The organism is Microbispora sp. CA-102843 (genome assembly GCF_050936215.1).
In the GTDB taxonomy this organism is placed as follows: Bacteria; Actinomycetota; Actinomycetes; order Streptosporangiales; family Streptosporangiaceae; genus Microbispora.
In genome coordinates this window covers 5,039,971-5,058,415 of the sequence record NZ_JBNJNF010000001.1, presented here as the reverse complement: position 1 = coordinate 5,058,415, position 18,445 = coordinate 5,039,971, and the positions used below count along the sequence as shown (strand labels likewise).

The window sequence follows — 18,445 nt, the reverse complement described above, 5'->3', positions numbered from 1 at the left end:
GGTCTGGGGCGTGAACGCTGCCGAGGACCGGATCTGGACGGTGCCCAACCTGCTGAGCGCCCTGCGGCTGCTCGGCGTTCCCGTCTTCCTCTGGCTCGTGCTGGGTCCCCACGCCGACGGGTGGGCCATCGCGCTGCTGGCGCTCGCGGGCTTCAGCGACTGGCTCGACGGCAAGCTCGCCCGCGCCTGGAACCAGATCAGCAAACTCGGCCGGCTCATCGACCCGCTCGCCGACCGGCTCTACATCCTCGCCACCCTGGTCGGCCTGGTGCTGCGGGACGCCGTCCCCTGGTGGCTGGCGCTCGCGGTGCCGCTGCGCGACGTGCTGCTGCTGTGGGTGCCGCCCGTGCTGCGGCGGCACGGGTACGGCCCGGCGCTGCCCGTCCACTTCCTCGGCAAGGCCGGCACCGCCGCCCTGATGTACGCGTTCCCGCTGCTGTTCCTCGCCTCCCATCAGGGGTGGTACGCCGAGATTGCCGCGATCTTCGGATGGGCCTTCGCCATCTGGGGAACTGGTCTGTATTGGTGGGCGGGGGTGTTGTATGTCGTACAGGTGCGCCAGCTAACGAAGGGGTGACCCGTGAAGGCCGTCGTCATGGCGGGCGGGGAGGGGACACGGCTGCGGCCGATGACCGCGAACCAGCCCAAGCCCCTGCTCCCCATCATCAACCGGCCGATCATGGAACACGTGCTCCGGCTGCTGAAGCGGCACGGGTTCACCGAGACCGTGGTGACGGTGCAGTTCCTGGCCGCGCTGATCCGCAACTACTTCGGCGACGGCGACGAGCTGGGCATGACCCTCCACTACGCCACCGAGGAGGTGCCCCTCGGGACGGCCGGCAGCGTGAAGAACGCCGCGGACAAGCTCCGCGACGACCGCTTCCTGGTCATCTCCGGTGACGCGCTCACCGACATCGACCTGACCGACATGCTCCGCTTCCACCGCGAGAACCGGGCGCTGGTCACCATCGGGCTCAAGCGCGTGCCCAACCCGCTGGAGTTCGGGATCATCATCGTGGACGAGAGCGGCCGCATCCAGCGCTTCCTGGAGAAGCCCACTTGGGGCCAGGTGTTCTCCGACACGGTCAACACCGGCATCTACATCATGGAGCCGTCGGTCCTCGACGAGATCGCCCCCGGCCAGTCGGTCGACTGGTCGTCCGACATCTTCCCCAAGATGCTCGAACGGGGCTGCCGGCTGTTCGGCTACGTGGCCGAGGGCTACTGGGAGGACGTCGGCACCCACGAGAGCTACCTCAAGGCCCAGGCGGATGTCCTGGAGGGCAAGGTCAAGGTCGACTTCGACGCGTTCGAGCTGGCCCCGGGGGTGTGGGCCGCGGAGGGAGCGTCGGTCGACCCCGACGCCGTGCTCAAGGGCCCCCTCTACATCGGCGACTACGCCAAGGTCGAGGCCGGGGCCGAGCTGCGCGAATACACGGTGCTCGGCAGCAACGCGGTCGTCAAGGAGGGCGCCTTCCTGCACCGCGCCGTGGTCAGCGACAACGTGTACGTCGGCCCGGCCGCCCACCTGCGCGGCTGCGTGATCGGCAAGAACACCGACGTGATGACCGGCGCCAGGATCGAGGAGAACGCGGTCGTCGGCGACGAGTGCGTCGTCGAGGCCGAGGCGTACGTCTCCTCCGGCGTGAAGATCTACCCGTTCAAGACGATCGAGGCGGGCACGGTCGTCAACACCAGCGTCATCTGGGAGTCGCGCGGGCAGCGCAGCCTGTTCGGCCCGCGCGGGGTCTCCGGGCTGGTCAACGTCGAGATCACCCCGGAGCTGTGCGTACGGCTGGCCAGCGCGTACGCCACGACGCTGCACAAGGGCGACACGGTGGTCACCTCCCGCGACGCCTCGCGCGCGGCGCGGGCGCTCAAGCGGGCGGTGATCAGCGCGCTGAACTCCAGCGCGATCAACGTGGTCGATCTGGAGGCCGCCGCCCTGCCGGTCGCCAGGTTCAACACCTCGCGGGAGAACGTCCGGGGCGGGATCGCCCTGCGCACCACGGCGGGCGACCCGCAGAGCGTCGACATCGTGTTCATGGACGAGACGGGGGCCGACCTCTCCCAGGCGGCCCAGCGCAAGCTGGAGCGGGTCTTCTCCCGGCAGGAGTACCGGCGGGCCTTCCCCGGCGAGATCGCCGAGCTGACCTTCCCGGCCCGCGCCGTCGACACGTACGCCCGGGAGCTGCTGGCCTGCATCGACATGTCCGGCGTGAAGGACACGGAGATGAAGGTCGTGGTCGACTGCGCGGGCGGCACCTCCTCGCTCGTGCTGCCGAGCCTGCTGGGCCGGGCCGGGGTCGACGTGCTCACCGTGAACAACCGCCTCGACGACGCCTCGCCGACCGAGACGCTCGCCGAGCGCCGCCGCGACCTGCAGCGCCTGGCGGAGCTGGTGGCCTCGGCGCGGGCCGCCTTCGGCGTACGGTTCGACCCGGTGGCGGAGCGGGTCTCCCTGGTGGACGAGATGGGCCAGCTGATCAGCGAGGAGCGGGCGCTGCTCGTCGTGCTCGACCTGGTGGCGGCCGAGCGCCGGGGCGGCAGGGTGGCCCTGCCGGTCACCACGACCCGGGTGGCGGAGATGGTGTGCCGCTTCCACGGCGTGCAGGTCGACTGGACGGCCACGAGCCTCGACACGCTGACGCGGGCGGCCCGGCACCCCGACACGATCTTCGCGGGCGACGGGAGGGGCGGCTTCATCGTCCCGGAGTTCGCGCCCACCGTGGACGGCCTGGCGGTGTTCCTGCGCCTGCTCGGCCTGGTCGCGCGCACCCGGCTGTCGCTCAGCCAGATCGACGCCCGCATCCCGGAGGCCAAGCTGCTCAAGCGGACCGTTCCCACGCCCTGGGCGCACAAGGGGGCCGTGATGCGCTCGGTCGTCGAGGCGGCCGAGGGCCACCGCCTGGACACCACCGACGGCGTCCGCGTCGTGGAGGACGACGGAAGCTGGGCCCTCGTCCTGCCCGACCCCGCCGAGGCCGTCACCCACCTGTGGGCCGAGGGCCACGACGTGGACACCGCCCAGGCCCTCCTGGAGCGCTGGGCCCACGTCGTCGAACAAGCCGCAGGCGCCCACTGACGGCCTTGCCGGAGGCGAGGCCGATGAACACTGTGTGGCGGGATGGACCTTGAACCTCCACTGGCTGTAGCGTTGGTCAGTCCACGCCCAGCCGCGGTCTTGACCTTTGTGCCTGATCAGCGTAAGTTGCGGCATTCGCAGTTTGAGCCAGTCCTAGAGCAAGTCGTGAGAGAGGCCGAGCCGTTCGATGCCCAGCGTCTACTGCACGCAGTGCGGTCATGCCAACCCCGAGGATGCCCGTTTCTGTTCACGATGCGGTTCGCCGCTGAGCGCTCCGGCGCCCGTCGCAGCCGACACGACCTCGACGATCTCACTCGAGGCGCTTGAGGCGGAGACGGGCCAGACGCTTCTGCCGGACAGGGCCGCGGTCGAGCAGTTGCCCCCCGGCACGGCTCTTCTGGTGGTCATGCGCGGCCCGAACGCGGGGAGCCGATTTCTGCTCGACAGCGACCTCACTACGGCGGGTCGCCACCCGGAAAGCGACATTTTCCTGGACGATGTGACCGTGTCCAGGAGGCACGTGGAGTTCTACCGGCGCGGCGGCCAGTTCACCGTGCGCGACGTGGGCAGCCTCAACGGCACCTACGTCAACCGGGAGCGCATCGAGGAGTCCCCGTTGCAGGGCGGCGACGAGGTGCAGATCGGCAAGTTCCGGCTGGTGTTCCTCACACGTGGTCCCGGAGGGCTGTGATCGGTGAGGAGGAGGAGTCATGAGCGCGCAGGCCGTACGGGCGTTCATGAGCATCGGGGAGGTGCTCGCCCTGCTGCAGGGCGAGTTCCCGGACGTGACCGTCTCCAAGATCCGGTTTCTGGAGGGTGAGGGGCTGATCGAGCCCCAGCGGAGCCCGTCGGGCTACCGCAAGTTCACCTACACCGACGTCGAGCGCCTGCGGTACATCCTGCGCGCGCAGCGTGACCAGTACCTGCCGCTTCGCGTGATCAAGGATCAGCTGGACGAGCAGGCGGCCCGTCCGCACGCCGTGTCCGACGGCGCCCCGCCCGTGCGTCTCAGCCGGGAGGAGCTCATCGAGGCCGCCGGCATCGATGAGGAGACCCTGGCCGAGATGGAGAGCTTCGGCCTGGTCGCTTCCGTGGCGCGCCGGTACGACGAGGAGGCGCTGGAGGTCGCGCGCAGCGTGGGGGCGCTGGCGCGGTTCGGCCTGCAGGCGCGGCACCTGAGGGCGGTCCGCGCGGCGGTGGAGCGGGAGGCCGGTCTGATCGAGCAGGCGGTGGCCCCGCTGCTGCGGCGCAAGGCGCCCGGAGCGATCGCGGAGGCGGACGAGACCGCCCGGGAGATCTCCGGACTTCTCCAGGAACTGCACAATGCGTTACTGCGTGGGAGTGTTCGCGGCGTTCTGGGGCGGTGACCGGCACATCCGCACCTCCGTGGGTGTTACGTTGAATGCCTGGTGATATGCCGCGACGCTTGAGACGGAGCCGCCCGTGTTGCAGATGGAGGTCGTGGGGGTTCGCGTTGAGATGCCCACCAACCAGCCGATCGTTCTCCTAAAGGAGACGAGCGGCGATCGGTACCTGCCGATCTGGATAGGCATGACCGAGGCGACCGCTATCGCGTTGGCCCAGGCGGAGGAGCCGCCGCCCCGGCCGCTGACCCACGACTTGTTCCGTGACGTTCTTGAGGCCTTGGGGGTGCGGTTGCGCACCGTCAACATCGTCGCGCTCCGCGATGGAATCTTCTTCGCCGATCTGGTCTTCTCCAACGGCGTGGAGGTCAGCGCCCGTCCTTCGGACTCGATCGCGCTGGCGTTGCGTACGGGTGCGACGATCTACGCGAGTGAGGACGTGATCCAGGAAGCGGGCGTGAGCATGCCCGACGACCAGGAAGACGAAGTGGAAAAGTTCCGCGAGTTCCTGGACAAAATCACACCGGAAGACTTCGGCCGGGCGGGCTGACGTGCCGGACGATTTCGGGAGATTACGCTTCACGACGCGCCGGACGGGGTCGTTGACTGACGATGGCCCCGGTCCTACGGTGCAAGGGAAACCACGGTTGTAATTCACGAACCCCCAGATCAGACCGTGGGATGAGAGAAAGCCGGAGGTCCGCAGTGGCGGTCAGCAGCGGCGAGGGTAAGTCGGCCGGCCAGCACGACCCGGTTCGGCAGGCGGCGCGCGAGCGCGCCGGCGAACAGGGCCTGCTGTTCGACGAGCAGCCGACGGCGCTGCCCCAGGGCATCGGATACCGCGGGCCCACGGCGTGCGCGGCGGCCGGAATCACCTACCGGCAGCTCGACTACTGGGCCCGGACCGAGCTGGTGCTCCCGACGATAAGGGCCGCCCAGGGATCCGGGTCCCAGCGACTGTACAGCTTCCGCGACATCCTCGTCCTGAAGGTCGTCAAACGTCTTCTGGACACGGGGGTCTCCCTCCAGCAGATACGCACCGCCGTACGGCATCTGCGCGACCGCGGTGTCAACGACCTGGCCCAGATCACTTTGATGAGCGACGGCGTGAGCGTCTACGAGTGCACGAGCGCCGACGAGGTGATCGACCTGCTGCAGGGCGGCCAGGGCGTGTTCGGCATCGCACTCGGGCGGGTCTGGCGGGAGGTCGAGGGATCGCTGGCCGAGCTTCCGGGTGAGCGCGCGGAGGCCGCTCCGGATGCGGAGGGGGACTATCCGGCGGACGAGCTGGCCCGCCGAAGAAAGGCCCGCAGGACCGGCTGAACGGACGCCCCGGCGACCGCTCGAAGCCGGGCGGGCCGGGTGAGCGGAGGCCGGGGCGGGTTCCCGAACGGGGTCAGGCACGCGCGGCAGGCCGCGCGGGGGGAAGGTCGAACTCGTCGTCGCGCATGCGCAGCAGGGCGACGGAGGCGCCGGCGAAGCCCACGGCCGCGACCAGCAGGCCGATGCCCGACGCGACGTGTCCGGGCATGAACGGGTGCGTGAACCCGCCGGCCGCGAGGACGATGCCCATCCAGGCCGGCGCCGCGCCGCTGCGCCAGAGCGCGAGGCCGAGCAGCAGCAGGCCGATGACGATGCCCACGATGAACAGCAGCCCCGCCACCAGTTGCACGGGGTCGTCCTCCAGGGCACTCTGGATCTTCGCCATGGTCGCCACGTCGAAGCCCCGCGTCACCGTGAGGTACGCGAGGTCGTCGCCGCCGCGGGTCAGGGGGAATCCGGCCAGGTCGCCGAGCAGCGCGAGGAGCGCGCCCGCCGTGGCGAGCCGGGGAGCGCCGCGCCGGGCCACCCAGGCCACGGCGAACGTGGCCGGGATCAGCCCGACCAGGAACGGCAGGCCGAACCAGCGGATCAGGCCCGCCAGCTGCTCGTGGGCCGCGTACGCCGCGACCGTGGCCTCGAACGACTCGCCGCCGTCCACGGGGCTGAAGACGTAGTGCAGGCCCATGCCGAGCATGGGGAGCGGGGCGACGACGGCGAGCAGCACCCGCCAGAAGCCGCGCACGTCCCGCAGCGGTTTGCGCGGGGCGGTGGCGGCGCGGGTGCCGGTGTCCGGCTGCATGATGGTCCTCCTGGAGAATCCGAGGGCTGTCCGATCGAGTCCGAGGGTGGGCGCGCGGCACTCCCGCCGTCGTGGGAGCGGACTCCCGATCCCGGTCCCGGAGCCGCCCGCCGATCTGGGAGCGCGCTCCTATGGCTGACGGGAGCGGCGGGACCCGATGATGAGCCCATGGCAGTCAGGCGGGCCGGCCCGGTCGCGGTGGGCACTTTCACGGCGGTCGTGGTCGCGGCGGCGTGGGTGTCGTGGTTCCTCGGCGGGCTCACCTTCGCCGACGCGGCCGACGACTCGTACCTGTTGACCAACAGCGCCCAGGCGCTGACCTTCACCGCGTTCGGCGCGCTCGTGCTGGCGTACCGGCCCGGGCACCGCATCGGGCTCCTGTTCGTGGCGTACGGCGCCTGCTACACGCTGAGCGTGGCCTGCCTCGGGCTGCTCTCCGGCGCGGTGGAGCTGCCGGAGGGGTGGGCGCGGGCGGTCGAGCTGTTCGGCGTCACCGTGTGGATCCCGGCGCCGACCGTCTGCCTTCCGCTGATCGTCCAGCTGTTCCCCGACGGCAGGCCGCTGTCGCGGCGCTGGCGGCCGCTGGTCGTCGCCACCCTCGCCGTCCTGCCGCTCACACCGGTCCTGACCCTGCCCCTGGCGGCGGGAGTGGCCGAGGGCGGGCCGGCCGCGGGCGCCCCGCTGCTGCCCGCCGTGGCAGGCGAGGCGGCCCGGCGTCTGGTGCCGGTGTTCGCCGCCGCCGACGCGCTGGTGCTGCTGGCCGCCCTCGTCGCGCTCGGCCTGCGCACCCGCCGGTCGCGTGGGGCGGCGCGGCTGCGGCTGATGTGGCTGTTGTGGGCAGTGGGCCTGTTCGCGGCGCTCAACCTCCAGCGGATGGTCACGACCGACGGGCCGGTGCTGTTCCTGCTGACCCTGCCGCTGATCCCGGCCGCAGCCACGGTGGCCATCCTGCGCCACCGGTTGTACGACATCGAGCTGATCGTCAACCGGTCGCTCGTGTACGCGGTGCTCACGCTCGGCGTCGTGGTGGCGTACCTGGGCATCGTCGCGGCGCTGTCCGCGCTGGCGCAGGACCGGCTGTCGGCCACCCCGCTGATCGCGACCGCGGTCATCGCGCTCGCCTTCGCACCCGCCCGCTCGGCCGTCCAGTCGGTGGTTGACCGGGTCCTGTACGGGCAGCGCCGCGACCCCGCGGCGGCGGCGGCCCGGGTCGGCCTGCGGCTCGGCACCGGCCTCGACGGGGTGCTGCGGGCCGTGTGCGAGGCGCTGCGGCTGCCCTACGCCGCGGTCAGCTCCGACGGGCGGCTGGTCGCCACGTACGGCCGGCCGCCGCAGCTGCGGCACACCGTGTCGCTGGAGGTGGCCGACGGGCCGCCCGCCGACCTGCTCGTCGGGCTGCGTGCCGGAGAGAGCCGGCTGTCCGGCGCCGACCGGCGCGCCCTGGGGTTGCTGGCCGCCCCCGTCGGCCTGGCCCTGCAGGCGGTGCGCCTGTCCGAGCAACTGGGCGAGTCCCGCAAGCGCATCGTCGCCGCACGGGAGGAGGAACGCCGGCGGCTGCGCCGCGACCTGCACGACGGCCTCGGCACGGTGCTCACCGCGGTGACCCTCAAGGCCGATGCCGCTCACAACCTGCGCGGCACCGACCCGGAGCGGAGCGGGCGGCTCCTGCTCGACCTGCGCGCCGACCTGACCACCGCGATCGGCGACATCCGCCGCCTCGTCTACGACCTGCGCCCGCCCGACCTCGACGAGTTCGGGCTCGTCGGCGCGCTGCGCCAGCGCGCCCAGCAGTCCTGGCGCCGCGAGCACGCCGGGTGCGTGGTCACCGTCGACGCCCCGGACGACCTGCCGCCGCTGGCCGCCGCGGTGGAGGTGGCGGCGTACCGCATCGCCACCGAGGCCGTCACCAACGCGCTGCGCCACGGCCCGGCCGCGGCGTGCCGGATCCGCCTGCGCGCCGACCACGCGCTGCACGTGGAAGTGAGCGACGACGGCGCCGGCGGCGTCGGCGCCTGGCCGCACGGCGTGGGCCTGCGCTCCATGCACGAGCGGGCGGCCGAACTGGGCGGTACGCTCACCGCGGGCCCCACCGACCGGGGAGGCCGCGTCCACGCCCGGCTACCACTGGAGCAGTCATGACCGCCGGGGAACCGATCAGGATCGTCGTCGTCGACGACCACCCGCTGATGCGGGAGGGGCTGCGCGCCCTGGTCGCGTCGCTGCCCGACATCGTGGTGGTGGGCGAGGCCGGCGACGGCGACGCCGCCCGCCGCGAGGTGCAGCTCACCCGCCCCGACGTGGTGGTCATGGACCTGCACATGCCGGACACCAACGGCGTGGAGGCCACCCGGGCCATCGTGCGCGCCGTGCCCGCCACCCGGGTGCTCGTGCTCACGATGTTCGAGGACGACGAGTCGGTGTTCGCCGCGATGCGTGCCGGCGCCTTCGGCTACCTGGTCAAGGGCGCGCAGCAGGAGGAGATCATCCGGGCGCTCCGGTCGGTCGCGGCCGGGCATGCCGTCTTCGGCCCGAGCGTGGCCCGCCGGATCATCGACTTCTTCGCGCAGGGCGCGTCCCTCGCGCCGGGCTCCGATCCTGTCCCCGAGCCCTTCCCCGAGCTCACGGTGCGCGAACGGGAGGTCCTCGACCTCATCGCGGCCGGCCGGTCCAACGCGGCGATCGCCCGGCACCTGTCCATCAGCGGAAAGACGGTCAGCAACCACATCACCGCCATCTTCGCCAAGCTGGCGGTCGCCGACCGGGCCGAGGCCATCGTCCGGGCCCGCCAGGCCGGCCTCGGTTTCGCGCAAGGCACGAGTCGGGCCGATAACGGATAGCCGGTAGAGTGGGTATGGCCGACGACCTCGTGCGGGAGAGACCCCTGGCCTTTTCAGGGGCGCCGAAGGAGCAAACCTCCCCGGAATCTCTCAGGCATCCGTACCGCACGGACGAGGCGACTCTGAAAAGCAGGCCCGTCGGCCAGGCGGCGCCTCACCGAAGGGGAAAGCCGGGCTCGACGGCCCGGTGAAGCTCTCAGGTCCGATGACAGAGGGGGAGACCGCTTCACGACCGGCCGCGCCATGCAGGCGCCGGGCGGTCGCCGCAGGTCTCAACCCGCTCAGGAGGCCCCTGTCATGACCGATCGGTCCACGCTTCGCGATCTTTCCGCTCCGCCCTTCGCCACCCGTCATATCGGCCCCTCCGAGGCCGGCCGCGCCCGGATGCTGGAGGCAGTCGGCTACGAGTCGGTGGCCGACCTGCTCGCCGTGGCCGTGCCCGAGGCGATCCGCACGCGCGGCCCGCTGAACCTGCCCGAGGCGGTGGGGGAGGCCGAGGCGCTGGCCGAACTGCGCGCCCTCGCCGGCCGCAACCGCGTGCTGACCCCGATGATCGGCCTCGGGTACTACGACACGATCACCCCGGGCGTCGTCCTCCGCAACGTGCTGGAGAACCCGGGCTGGTACACCGCGTACACGCCCTACCAGCCGGAGATCTCCCAGGGGCGGCTGGAGGCGCTGCTGAACTTCCAGACGGTCGTGTCGGACCTCACCGGCCTCGACGTCGCCGGCGCGTCCCTGCTCGACGAGGCGACGGCCGCGGCCGAGGCGATGACGCTGGCCCGCCGGGCGAGCAAGGTGAAGACCGACGTGTTCGTGGTGGACGCCGACGCGCTGCCGCAGACCAAGGCCGTGCTGGCGACCCGCGCCGAGCCGCTCGGCATCACGCTGGTGGAGTCCGACCTCGCCGGCGAGCTGCCCGAGTGCTTCGGGGTCCTCGTCCAGTACCCGGGCGCGAGCGGGCGGGCGGCGTCCTTCCGCGCCGTCGCCGAGCGGGCGCACGCCCAGGGGGCGCAGCTGGTGGCCGCGGCCGACCTGCTGTCGCTGACCCTGCTGGAGTCCCCGGGCGAGCAGGGCGCAGACATCGCCGTCGGCTCCTCCCAGCGCTTCGGTGTCCCGCTGGGCTACGGCGGCCCCCACGCGGCGTACATGGCCGTCCGAGAGGGCCTTCAGCGGCAGATGCCGGGCCGCCTCGTCGGGGTCTCGGTGGACGCCGACGGCCGTACGGCCTACCGGCTGGCCCTGCAGACCCGCGAGCAGCACATCCGGCGGGAGAAGGCCACCAGCAACATCTGCACCGCGCAGGTCCTGCTCGCCGTCATGGCCTCGATGTACGCCGTCTACCACGGCCCGGAAGGCCTCAGGAGGATCGCCCAGCGGGTGCACCGCCACGCGGTCGTCCTCGCCGCCGGGCTGCGCGAGGGCGGCGTCGAGATCGTCCACGACGAGTTCTTCGAGACCGTGCTCGCCCGCGTGCCCGGACGGGCCGCCGAGGTCGTGGCCGCCGCCGCCGAGCGGGGCGTGAACCTGCGCCTGGCCGACGACGACCACGTCGGCGTCGCCTGCGACGAGAAGACCACCACGGACCACCTGCGGGCGGTCTGGGCGGCGTTCGGCGCGTCCGGACTCGTGGTCGAGGACCTCGACCGGGTGACCTCCGACGCGCTCCCGGCCGGCCTGCAGCGGACCTCGGACTTCCTCACCCACCCGGTGTTCCACTCCCACCGGTCCGAGACGGCGATGCTGCGCTACCTGCGGCGGCTGCAGGACAAGGACATCGCGCTCGACCGCTCGATGATCCCGCTGGGCTCCTGCACGATGAAGCTCAACGCGACCACCGAGATGGAACCGATCACCTGGCCGGAGTTCGCCTCGATCCACCCGTTCGCGCCCGCTGAGCAGGCCGAGGGGTACGCCGAGCTGATCGCGACGCTGGAGGGCTGGCTGGCCGAGGTCACCGGCTACGACCGGGTGTCGATCCAGCCGAACGCGGGCTCCCAGGGCGAGTTCGCCGGCTTGCTGGCCATCAGGTCCTACCACCGCTCCAGGGGCGAGGGCGGCCGCGACGTGTGCCTCATCCCGTCCTCCGCCCACGGCACCAACGCCGCCAGCGCCGTCATGGCGGGCATGCGGGTGGTCGTGGTGGCCTGCGACGAGAACGGCAACGTCGACCTGGCGGATCTCACCGCCAAGATCGACAAGCACCGCGACGCGCTCGCCGCGATCATGGTGACGTACCCGTCCACCCACGGGGTGTACGAGGAGACGATCGTCGAGATCTGCGAGCGGGTGCACGAGGCCGGCGGGCAGGTCTACGTCGACGGCGCCAACCTCAACGCGCTGGTGGGCCTGGCCAAGCTGGGCGAGTTCGGCGCGGACGTCTCCCACCTGAACCTGCACAAGACCTTCTGCATCCCGCACGGCGGCGGCGGCCCCGGCGTCGGCCCGGTGGCGGTCAAGGCCCACCTCGCCGAGCACCTGCCGGCGCACGTGTCGGCGGCGCCGTACGGCTCGGCGGGCATCCTGCCGATCTCCTGGGCGTACGTCAGGATGATGGGCGCCGACGGGCTGCGGCAGGCCACCGAGCAGGCGATCCTGTCGGCCAACTACCTGGCTCGGCGGCTGGCGCCGCACTACCCGGTGCTGTACACCGGCCGGGACGGCCTGGTCGCCCACGAGTGCATCGTCGACCTGCGCCAGATCACCAAGGAGACCGGCGTCACGGTGGACGACGTGGCCAAGCGGCTGATCGACTACGGCTTCCACGCGCCCACGATGTCGTTCCCCGTCGCCGGGACGCTCATGATCGAGCCGACCGAGAGCGAGGACCTGGCCGAGCTCGACCGCTTCGCCGACGCGATGATCGCCATCAGGGGCGAGATCGCGAAGGTGGCGTCGGGCGAGTACGACAAGACCGACAACCCGCTGCGCAACGCCCCGCACACGGCCGAGTGCCTCACCGCCGACGAGTGGGCCCACCCGTACGCGCGGGCGGTGGCCGCCTACCCGGTGCCCGGCCTGCGGGACGACAAGTACTGGTCGCCGGTGCGCCGCATCGACCAGGCGTACGGCGACCGCAACCTCGTCTGCTCCTGCCCGCCGCTCGAGGCGTACGAGGACTGATCAGTTCAGTATGTCGGCCCCGCCCGGCGGCCGGTCTCGTTAAGATCGCGGTGATCGTTTCTCATCACCTGCGACCATGCGAGGCCCCTGTATGACGGCCATCGATTCCGGGCGGCGGTCCGACCGGCTCGACCACGCACGCCGGCTCGCCGAGGGCGGCGACCTCGACGGCGCGGCCGCGATCTTCGCGGAACTCGCCGCGGACGAGAACGCGCCGGACCGCGGCGAGGCCGGCGAGGGCCTGTCCGTCGTGGTCGAGCGGATGGCCGAGCGGCTGCTTGAGGACGGCGAGCCCGAGAGGGCCGCCGACGTCCTGCTGGAGGCGCTGTCGGTCAGCGCGGTGGCCGACCCGGCACGCCTGCGGGTGCTGCTCGGCATGGCGCACCTGGAGATGGCGTGCGCGCAGTTCGCCGGGGCGGTGGAGGACAGCCGCCAGGAGGGGGCCGACGCCGGAACGGGCGCGCTCGCGATCGAGCTGCTGGCCCGTACGCTGCCGCTGCGGGGCCGCGACGCCGACGCGGAGACCGTGTGGCGCTACGGCCTCGACCACCCCGACGAGGCGCTGGCCGAGCAGGTGCGGCTGCGCCTCGGGCGGGACGTGCGTCCCGCCATGGAGGAGGGCGTCGAGGCCTGAGCCGGGAAGTGGCTCAGCGCTGGACGCGGCGGCTGATGGCGTAGGCGAAGTTGACCGCGATGATCCCGCCCCAGGACAGGAGCAGGCCCGCCAGGCCGGCGTTCCCCACCGCGATCCCGGTCAACGGGATGCCCAGGGCCAGCGACCCCATGGCCACGCCTACGGCGCTGTCCTTCTGCTTGACCGGGGGCCCGGGCGGCTGGTGGCGCAGCTGGGCCGCCACCTCGTTGCGCACCCGCGCGGCGATCTCCACGTCGAGCTTGTCGAGGAACGAGTCGACCAGCGCGTCCTCGTACTCCGGGCCGAGGTCGCGGCGGGCCGCCATGACGGCGCGCAGGTCCTCGCGGGTCGAGGGGGCCGCCGTCGGCGGAGGGACGGGACGCCCGGTCGTGGGCGGCTGCTGCGATGCGATGTCCGGCACCATGACATTCTCGCCCCTTACACGGGGGACTGCCATCCTCCGATCGGAGGGTCGGGTCCTCCTGCTCCGGTCGGACCCGATACCGTCACCGGCATGGAGATCGACACTCCGCACGGCCGCGCCCTGGCCGAGGTGGACGAGGCGGCCGATCCGCGGCTGCTGCTGGTCCTGACCCACGGGTCCGGGGGAGGTGCGGACGCCCCCGACCTTCTCGCCGTACGAGACGCGGTGCTGGCCACAGGGGGGACCGTCGCCCGGGTGGTGCAGCCGTTCCGGCTGCGCGGCGCGCGAGCGCCGGGGTCGGCGGTAAAGCAGGACGAGGCGTGGCTGTCGATCGTCGCCGCGCTCCGCGAGCGCCACCCGGGCCTGCCGTTCGTCCAGGGCGGGCGGAGCAACGGCGCGCGGGTCGCCTGCCGCACCGCGCGCGCCGCCGGGGCCGATGCGGTGGTGGCGCTCGCGTTCCCGCTCCACCCGCCGGGCAAGCCGGAACGGTCACGTGCGGAAGAGCTGCGGCAGGCGGGGACCCCCGTGCTCGTGGTCAACGGGGATCGGGATCCGTTCGGCGTGCCGGACGAGAAGGACGCCGCATGTCTCGTGGTCCTCCCGGGGGAGGGGCACGAGTTCAAGAAGGACCCCGCCCGGGTGGGCGAGGTGGTGGCGCGGTGGCTGCTTCCGCCTCTGTCGGTGGAGGGCTAGGCCGCGCTGATGGCCATGTCGGTGGGGCGGTGCGGGGCGATGACGCCGCCGTCGGGCAGCAGCTCGCCGGTGTCCTCGAACAGCACGACGCCGTTGCAGAGAAGGCTCCAGCCCTGCTCCGGGTGGCAGGCTATCGTGCGGGCGGCTTCTCGGTCTTTCGCGTCCGCGGTGGGACAGGCCGGTTCATGAGGGCACATCGCCGGGGCTCCGTGTCTTTATCGTTCGCTCTTTTTTGTCTTCCTGGCGTCCGTGGGGTATGACGCACACCACACTGGACTACACCAGTTTGCGGCTCGGCGGCATCCGTACGACATAGTCCGTTCGGAGCATTTCCGCCGGTCGGGCAGGGAACCCGGCCGCACCCCGAGCAGGCTCACGCGCACTGATGTGACCTAGTACACAAGAATGCCCCATTGGAGGCAACGGTCCAGCCTCGACACGCCGACGGCCGGGTAACCGAGAGATCACAGATTCCGGCCACCAGGAGTGACCGATGCGGACGGCCCGGAAATCCCCAGGTCTCAGCCGCCGAGGCCGGCGATCAACGCGTCGAGGCCGTGCTCGAAGTCGCGCTCGCCCTCGGCGGTGCGCGCGTCGCGCACCTCGGCGTCCGGGTCGGCCCACCCCGACTGCTGGACCTCCACCGCCACGCTGCCGAACACGTAGGCCCGAAGCGCGCGGACCGCTCCCGCCGGGTCGCCCGCCCCCGCCTCGCGCAACTGCTCGGTCTGCTCCCCGATCGCGATGAGGGCCGACCCCTTCGGCGGCTTGGTCAGGGCCAGCGACAGCACGCCCGGGTGCTCGAGCAGCGCGGCACGGCTCGCGCGGGCCCAGGCGCGCGCCCTGTCCTGCCAGGTGGTGGCGGCGGCCGGATCGACCTCCACGGTCGTCACGTGCTCGGCGAGGGCGTCCATCAGCGCATCCTTGCCCCGCGGCAGGTGGTGGTAGATGGCCATGGCCTCCACCTGGAGGGCGTCGCCGAGGCGGCGCATGGTCAGCCGGCGCAGGCCCTGGCCGTCGGCGATGTGCAGGGCGGCGTCGATGATCCGCTCGCGGGACAGGGGGACGGGTGGTCGCTTGGCAGGCACGGCGATCATGCTGCCATATCGAGCCTTACTTCGTAAAGGGCGGCGCACCCTGCGGTACGGGCCCCTGCGCGGAGCGCGTACGCTACCGGTTGGGACGCGAGTTCGATACCGAAGGGGCTGACGATGGCGTTTTTCCGTCCGCGGGTGAGCCGGGAGGCGGAGGTCCGCTACCACGCGGATCTGGAGATCCGGAAGGACTTCGACCACGTGCTGGAGAAGGTCCGGGTGGCGCAGCGGCGGTTCCAGGAGGCGAAGGCGGCGGGCGTGCCGCTCCCCGAGCTCCGTGAGGCGGCCCTGGGCCTCGACTCCGCCCTGACAGAGGCGCTGCGCGCCGCGGAGGCGGGCCAGCGCGCCACCTTCGGCGTGAAGTCCTACGACAGCAGGATCGCCCGGCGCAAGGCGAAGGCCACCCCCAACGGTGCGCTGTGGACCGACGAGGTGAACCGCCTGCGCACGATGCGCGAGGCGCACCGCCTCAGCGGCATCCCCCGGGTGCCCCGCGCCTCCAAGACGGGCGACCCCGCCCGGCTGACCCCGCGCGACGTGCGCAAGGGCCTGGCCGCCGCGAATCACTAGGCACGAGCAGGCCCGCACAGGCCCGTCCGCCGGCCCGCCGGGGTTCTTCAGCCCCGGCGGGCCGGTCGTCGTTTCCGCCCCGGACGCCCGGACCTCCTCGGCGTCCCTGTCTGGTTCGTCCTCGGCTACGAAGAGGTGCTGCACGTCCTGCAGAACGCGGGCGACCGGTGGAGCAAGTGCGTGGCCAACTGGCGGGCGTACACCGAAGGCCGGGTTCCCGCCGACTGGCCGCCGTTGGCCCTCCTCGCGGCGGACAACACCGGGTTCCAGGACGGGGACAGGCACCGCATGGGCCGCGCGGCCTGGGACGCGGCGCTGCGGCCATACCAGGACCCCGCTCATCCGCAGGCCCAGGCGATGGAGCGCGCCATCCTGCGGTACTGCGACGATCTCATCGACGTCGTCACGGAGGGGTCGTCCTCCGGGCTCGCGGACCTGTTCGCCCAGTACGGGCGGCCGCTGCCGTTGATGGTCGCCAACCACCTCCTCGGCGTCACCCTCGAGCGCGGGGACGCTACGCCAGGGCGGACGTGAAGCTGGGGGGCTTCACGATCGCCGCGGGCGACCCCGTGCTGCTGTCCGTCGCGGCGGCGAACAACGATCCGCAGATCGCCTCCGCGCTCAGCGACGACACCGTGCGCAGCACCCGCACGCACCTGTCGTGGGGCGCGGGCCCGCATCGGTGCCCGAGCCGGCGGCTGGCCACCCAGCTCACCACCATCGCCGTGCGCCGGCTGCTGGAGCGCTTCTCCGCGTTGAGACTCGCCCTCTCGCCCGATCAGCTGCCCTGGCGTCCTCTCCCTTCATGCGCGCGCTGCGGTCCCTCCCCGTGCAGTACGAGGTCCGCCAGGGCTTCGCCCCGCCGCCTCGCCGGGAGTCAGGCGCGGACGGCGACTCCGCGAGCCGGCCGGAGGACGTTCCCGGCGACGGCGACAGGAGACCCTCCCGCCCCGCACTGTGGGTGTTCCTCCACCGGCTCCGCGGCGGCAGGCGGGACGACCACCAGGCCGGGTGAAAAGCAGTACGGCCCGCACCCCCTGAGGGCGCGGGCCGTACGGACGTCTGGTTCAGCTGGCCCAGGTCTCAGCTAGCCCAGTCGAGCAGCGGGCGGGTGTTGCTCGGGTGGCGCAGCTTGGACAGCGACTCCTTCTCCAGCTGGCGGATCCGCTCCCGGGTCAGGCCCAGGTGCTTGCCGATCTCGTCCAGCGTGTGCGGCTTGCCGTCGGCCAGGCCGAAGCGCAGGCTCATGATCTTGGCCTCGCGCGGCGACAGGTTGCTCAGCACGCCCTTGAGCTGCTCGGCCAGCAGCTGCCGGTCCACGACCTCGGACGCTTCGGGGGAGTCGACGTCCTCGATGAGGTCGCCGATGCGGGTCTCGCCGTCCTCGCCGATGGTCGAGTCGAGGCTGATCGGCTGCCGGCTGGTGCGCAGCAGCTCCTCGATCTGGTCCGGCGTCTTGTCCAGCTCGACGGCCAGCTCCTCCGGCGTGGGCTCCCGGCCGAGCCGCTGGTGCATGTCACGCTCGACGCGCGACAGCTTCGACAGCATCTCCAGCACGTGGACGGGCAGCCGGATCGTGCGGGCCGAGTCGGCGAAGCCGCGCTGGATGGCCTGCCGGATCCACCACATGGCGTAGGTCGAGAACTTGTAGCCCTTGGTGTAGTCGAACTTCTCGACGGCGCGGATCAGGCCGAGGTTGCCCTCCTGCACGACGTCGAGCAGGGCCATGCCGCGGTCGGTGTACTTCTTGGCCACCGAGACGACCAGGCGGAGGTTGGCCTCCAGCATGTGGTCCTTGGCTCGCCTGCCGTCCTCGATGACCCACTCCAGGTCCTCACGTACGTGCGGCGGCAGGTCCCCGCTCTCGAGCGCGGTCTCCAGCTTGTACTCGGCGTACAGACCGGCCTCGATGCGCTTGGCCAGCTCCACCTCCTGGGCGGCGGTGAGCAGGGTGCGGCGGCCGATGGACTTCAGGTAGGTGTGCACCGAGTCGCCCATGACCGAGGAGGTGTCGTCGAGGTCGAGCGTCTCGCCGTCCTCCGCCTCGGCCTCGTCGGCCTGGAGCTCCTCGTCGTACGGCTCCTCGTCGGCGGCCTTGCCCGCCTTCTTCGCGGCGCTCCTTGAGGCCGGCGTGTTCTTGGCCTGCGCCGCGGCCTGTGCGGCCCGGCGGGACTTCCTGGCCGGCGCCTTGGCGGCGGTCCGCGCCTCGGCGGCCGCCTCGGTCTGCGCGCCCGGCTCGTGCTCCGCGCCGTTGTCGGAGGCCAGGTTCACGCCCGCCTCGGTGAGCTCGCGCAGGATCGAGCGGCCCTCGACGGGGCTGACGCCGGCCTTCGCGAAGGCCTCGCGCAGCTCCGACAGGGAAAGGCGACCCTGTGCACGGCCTCGCTCCAGTAGCAGGTCGAGCGTCGTCGGGGTCGCCTCGCGATCGAGCGAGGCCGCCACGGCGGTCCGGGGCATGAGGACACCTCCTCCTTGCGGAGTTCATCAGTTCGAATGCTT

At 72.0% G+C, this 18,445-nt stretch carries 20 protein-coding genes and 1 riboswitch; of the genes, 14 read left to right on the top strand and 6 right to left on the bottom strand.

All coding sequences use genetic code 11. From position 1 onward, the window contains the following. Positions 1-10 precede the first annotated feature (10 nt). The 6 genes from ACQEVJ_RS23550 to ACQEVJ_RS23525 all read left to right on the top strand — a co-directional run bounded on the left by ACQEVJ_RS23550 (position 11) and on the right by ACQEVJ_RS23525 (position 5,772). Positions 11-577 carry a CDP-alcohol phosphatidyltransferase family protein gene (locus ACQEVJ_RS23550; RefSeq protein ID WP_433104394.1) on the top strand — a complete coding sequence of 189 codons (567 nt, stop codon included), beginning with the start codon at positions 11-13 and terminating at the stop codon, positions 575-577. Between the two features lie 3 nt (positions 578-580). Then, positions 581-3,085, top strand: a complete 2,505-nt coding sequence (locus tag ACQEVJ_RS23545) for a sugar phosphate nucleotidyltransferase (RefSeq protein ID WP_433104392.1) — start codon at positions 581-583, stop codon at positions 3,083-3,085. 187 nt (positions 3,086-3,272) lie between these two features. Beyond that, positions 3,273-3,776 carry an FHA domain-containing protein gene (locus ACQEVJ_RS23540; protein ID WP_079313913.1) on the top strand — a complete coding sequence of 168 codons (504 nt, stop codon included), beginning with the start codon at positions 3,273-3,275 and terminating at the stop codon, positions 3,774-3,776. A 19-nt stretch (positions 3,777-3,795) separates the two neighbouring features. Beyond that, a complete protein-coding gene (gene ftsR / locus ACQEVJ_RS23535) occupies positions 3,796-4,452 on the top strand; it encodes a transcriptional regulator FtsR (RefSeq protein WP_433104390.1) in 657 nt (218 codons plus the stop codon). A 76-nt stretch (positions 4,453-4,528) separates the two neighbouring features. Next, on the top strand, positions 4,529-4,999 hold the full coding sequence (locus ACQEVJ_RS23530) for a bifunctional nuclease family protein (protein ID WP_139577972.1): 471 nt from the start codon (positions 4,529-4,531) through the stop codon (positions 4,997-4,999). Between the two features lie 155 nt (positions 5,000-5,154). After that, the gene (locus ACQEVJ_RS23525) at positions 5,155-5,772 is read left to right on the top strand and encodes a MerR family transcriptional regulator (protein ID WP_433104388.1); all 618 of its coding nucleotides are present in this window, start codon (positions 5,155-5,157) and stop codon (positions 5,770-5,772) included. Positions 5,773-5,845: 73 nt separating this feature from the next. Here ACQEVJ_RS23525 and ACQEVJ_RS23520 read toward each other — a convergent pair whose 3' ends face one another. Further along, the gene (locus ACQEVJ_RS23520) at positions 5,846-6,571 is read right to left on the bottom strand and encodes a hypothetical protein (protein ID WP_433104386.1); all 726 of its coding nucleotides are present in this window, start codon (positions 6,569-6,571) and stop codon (positions 5,846-5,848) included. A 168-nt stretch (positions 6,572-6,739) separates the two neighbouring features. Between ACQEVJ_RS23520 and ACQEVJ_RS23515 the strand changes: the two genes are divergently transcribed. The 4 genes from ACQEVJ_RS23515 (at position 6,740) to ACQEVJ_RS23500 (ending at position 13,165) form a co-directional block, all read left to right on the top strand. After that, complete coding sequence (locus ACQEVJ_RS23515) at positions 6,740-8,710, top strand: sensor histidine kinase (protein ID WP_433104384.1); 1,971 nt, start codon at positions 6,740-6,742, stop codon at positions 8,708-8,710. Further along, positions 8,707-9,408 (top strand): response regulator, encoded by a 702-nt coding sequence (locus ACQEVJ_RS23510; RefSeq protein WP_433104382.1) that lies wholly within the window; start codon positions 8,707-8,709, stop codon positions 9,406-9,408. The genes ACQEVJ_RS23515 and ACQEVJ_RS23510 overlap by 4 nt, the downstream gene beginning before the upstream one ends. 22 nt (positions 9,409-9,430) lie before the next feature. Next, positions 9,431-9,524, top strand: a riboswitch (glycine riboswitch). 181 nt (positions 9,525-9,705) lie between these two features. After that, positions 9,706-12,531 carry an aminomethyl-transferring glycine dehydrogenase gene (gene gcvP, locus ACQEVJ_RS23505; protein ID WP_433104380.1) on the top strand — a complete coding sequence of 942 codons (2,826 nt, stop codon included), beginning with the start codon at positions 9,706-9,708 and terminating at the stop codon, positions 12,529-12,531. Positions 12,532-12,622: 91 nt separating this feature from the next. Then, positions 12,623-13,165 (top strand): hypothetical protein, encoded by a 543-nt coding sequence (locus ACQEVJ_RS23500; protein WP_433104378.1) that lies wholly within the window; start codon positions 12,623-12,625, stop codon positions 13,163-13,165. A 13-nt stretch (positions 13,166-13,178) separates the two neighbouring features. On the opposite strand, the gene ACQEVJ_RS23495 is transcribed toward ACQEVJ_RS23500, so the two are convergent. Next, on the bottom strand, positions 13,179-13,622 hold the full coding sequence (locus tag ACQEVJ_RS23495) for a hypothetical protein (protein WP_433104376.1): 444 nt from the start codon (positions 13,620-13,622) through the stop codon (positions 13,179-13,181). A gap of 57 nt (positions 13,623-13,679) precedes the next feature. On the opposite strand from ACQEVJ_RS23495, the gene ACQEVJ_RS23490 reads away from it, so the two are divergent. Continuing rightward, on the top strand, positions 13,680-14,282 hold the full coding sequence (locus ACQEVJ_RS23490; protein WP_433104374.1) for an alpha/beta hydrolase family protein: 603 nt from the start codon (positions 13,680-13,682) through the stop codon (positions 14,280-14,282). Here ACQEVJ_RS23490 and ACQEVJ_RS23485 read toward each other — a convergent pair. Next, a complete protein-coding gene (locus ACQEVJ_RS23485; protein WP_169952435.1) occupies positions 14,279-14,479 on the bottom strand; it encodes a DUF5999 family protein in 201 nt (66 codons plus the stop codon). The genes ACQEVJ_RS23490 and ACQEVJ_RS23485 overlap by 4 nt on opposite strands. Before the next feature lie 324 nt (positions 14,480-14,803). Further along, positions 14,804-15,379, bottom strand: a complete 576-nt coding sequence (locus tag ACQEVJ_RS23480) for a TetR/AcrR family transcriptional regulator C-terminal domain-containing protein (protein WP_433104372.1) — start codon at positions 15,377-15,379, stop codon at positions 14,804-14,806. Positions 15,380-15,493: 114 nt separating this feature from the next. On the opposite strand from ACQEVJ_RS23480, the gene ACQEVJ_RS23475 reads away from it, so the two are divergent. After that, positions 15,494-15,946, top strand: a complete 453-nt coding sequence (locus tag ACQEVJ_RS23475; protein ID WP_433104370.1) for a hypothetical protein — start codon at positions 15,494-15,496, stop codon at positions 15,944-15,946. A gap of 135 nt (positions 15,947-16,081) precedes the next feature. Further along, positions 16,082-16,480, top strand: a complete 399-nt coding sequence (locus ACQEVJ_RS23470; RefSeq protein ID WP_433104368.1) for a hypothetical protein — start codon at positions 16,082-16,084, stop codon at positions 16,478-16,480. Here the strand turns inward: ACQEVJ_RS23470 and ACQEVJ_RS23465 are convergent. Beyond that, on the bottom strand, positions 16,461-16,661 hold the full coding sequence (locus ACQEVJ_RS23465; protein WP_433104366.1) for a hypothetical protein: 201 nt from the start codon (positions 16,659-16,661) through the stop codon (positions 16,461-16,463). The two genes, ACQEVJ_RS23470 and ACQEVJ_RS23465, sit on opposite strands and share 20 nt — an antisense overlap. 90 nt (positions 16,662-16,751) lie before the next feature. On the opposite strand from ACQEVJ_RS23465, the gene ACQEVJ_RS23460 reads away from it, so the two are divergent. Further along, positions 16,752-16,961, top strand: coding sequence for a hypothetical protein (locus tag ACQEVJ_RS23460; RefSeq protein ID WP_433104364.1), 210 nt, complete (start codon positions 16,752-16,754; stop codon positions 16,959-16,961). Between the two features lie 68 nt (positions 16,962-17,029). Here the strand turns inward: ACQEVJ_RS23460 and ACQEVJ_RS23455 are convergent, their stop codons facing one another. Then, positions 17,030-18,403 carry an RNA polymerase sigma factor gene (locus ACQEVJ_RS23455; protein WP_433104362.1) on the bottom strand — a complete coding sequence of 458 codons (1,374 nt, stop codon included), beginning with the start codon at positions 18,401-18,403 and terminating at the stop codon, positions 17,030-17,032. Positions 18,404-18,445: the final 42 nt, after the last annotated feature.

Excerpts from the sequence above, each read along its gene's own strand:
- ACQEVJ_RS23540 (WP_079313913.1), top strand. The coding sequence starts at position 3,273 with ATGCCCAGCGTCTACTGCACGCAGTGCGGTCATGCCAACCCCGAGGAT.
- ftsR (WP_433104390.1), top strand. The coding sequence starts at position 3,796 with ATGAGCGCGCAGGCCGTACGGGCGTTCATGAGCATCGGGGAGGTGCTC.
- ACQEVJ_RS23520 (WP_433104386.1), bottom strand. The coding sequence starts at position 6,571 with ATGCAGCCGGACACCGGCACCCGCGCCGCCACCGCCCCGCGCAAACCG.
- ACQEVJ_RS23515 (WP_433104384.1), top strand. The coding sequence starts at position 6,740 with ATGGCAGTCAGGCGGGCCGGCCCGGTCGCGGTGGGCACTTTCACGGCG.
- ACQEVJ_RS23510 (WP_433104382.1), top strand. The coding sequence starts at position 8,707 with ATGACCGCCGGGGAACCGATCAGGATCGTCGTCGTCGACGACCACCCG.
- gcvP (WP_433104380.1), top strand. The coding sequence starts at position 9,706 with ATGACCGATCGGTCCACGCTTCGCGATCTTTCCGCTCCGCCCTTCGCC.
- ACQEVJ_RS23500 (WP_433104378.1), top strand. The coding sequence starts at position 12,623 with ATGACGGCCATCGATTCCGGGCGGCGGTCCGACCGGCTCGACCACGCA.
- ACQEVJ_RS23495 (WP_433104376.1), bottom strand. The coding sequence starts at position 13,622 with ATGGCAGTCCCCCGTGTAAGGGGCGAGAATGTCATGGTGCCGGACATC.
- ACQEVJ_RS23490 (WP_433104374.1), top strand. The coding sequence starts at position 13,680 with ATGGAGATCGACACTCCGCACGGCCGCGCCCTGGCCGAGGTGGACGAG.
- ACQEVJ_RS23485 (WP_169952435.1), bottom strand. The coding sequence starts at position 14,479 with ATGTGCCCTCATGAACCGGCCTGTCCCACCGCGGACGCGAAAGACCGA.
- ACQEVJ_RS23480 (WP_433104372.1), bottom strand. The coding sequence starts at position 15,379 with ATGATCGCCGTGCCTGCCAAGCGACCACCCGTCCCCCTGTCCCGCGAG.
- ACQEVJ_RS23475 (WP_433104370.1), top strand. The coding sequence starts at position 15,494 with ATGGCGTTTTTCCGTCCGCGGGTGAGCCGGGAGGCGGAGGTCCGCTAC.
- ACQEVJ_RS23460 (WP_433104364.1), top strand. The coding sequence starts at position 16,752 with ATGCGCGCGCTGCGGTCCCTCCCCGTGCAGTACGAGGTCCGCCAGGGC.
- ACQEVJ_RS23455 (WP_433104362.1), bottom strand. The coding sequence starts at position 18,403 with ATGCCCCGGACCGCCGTGGCGGCCTCGCTCGATCGCGAGGCGACCCCG.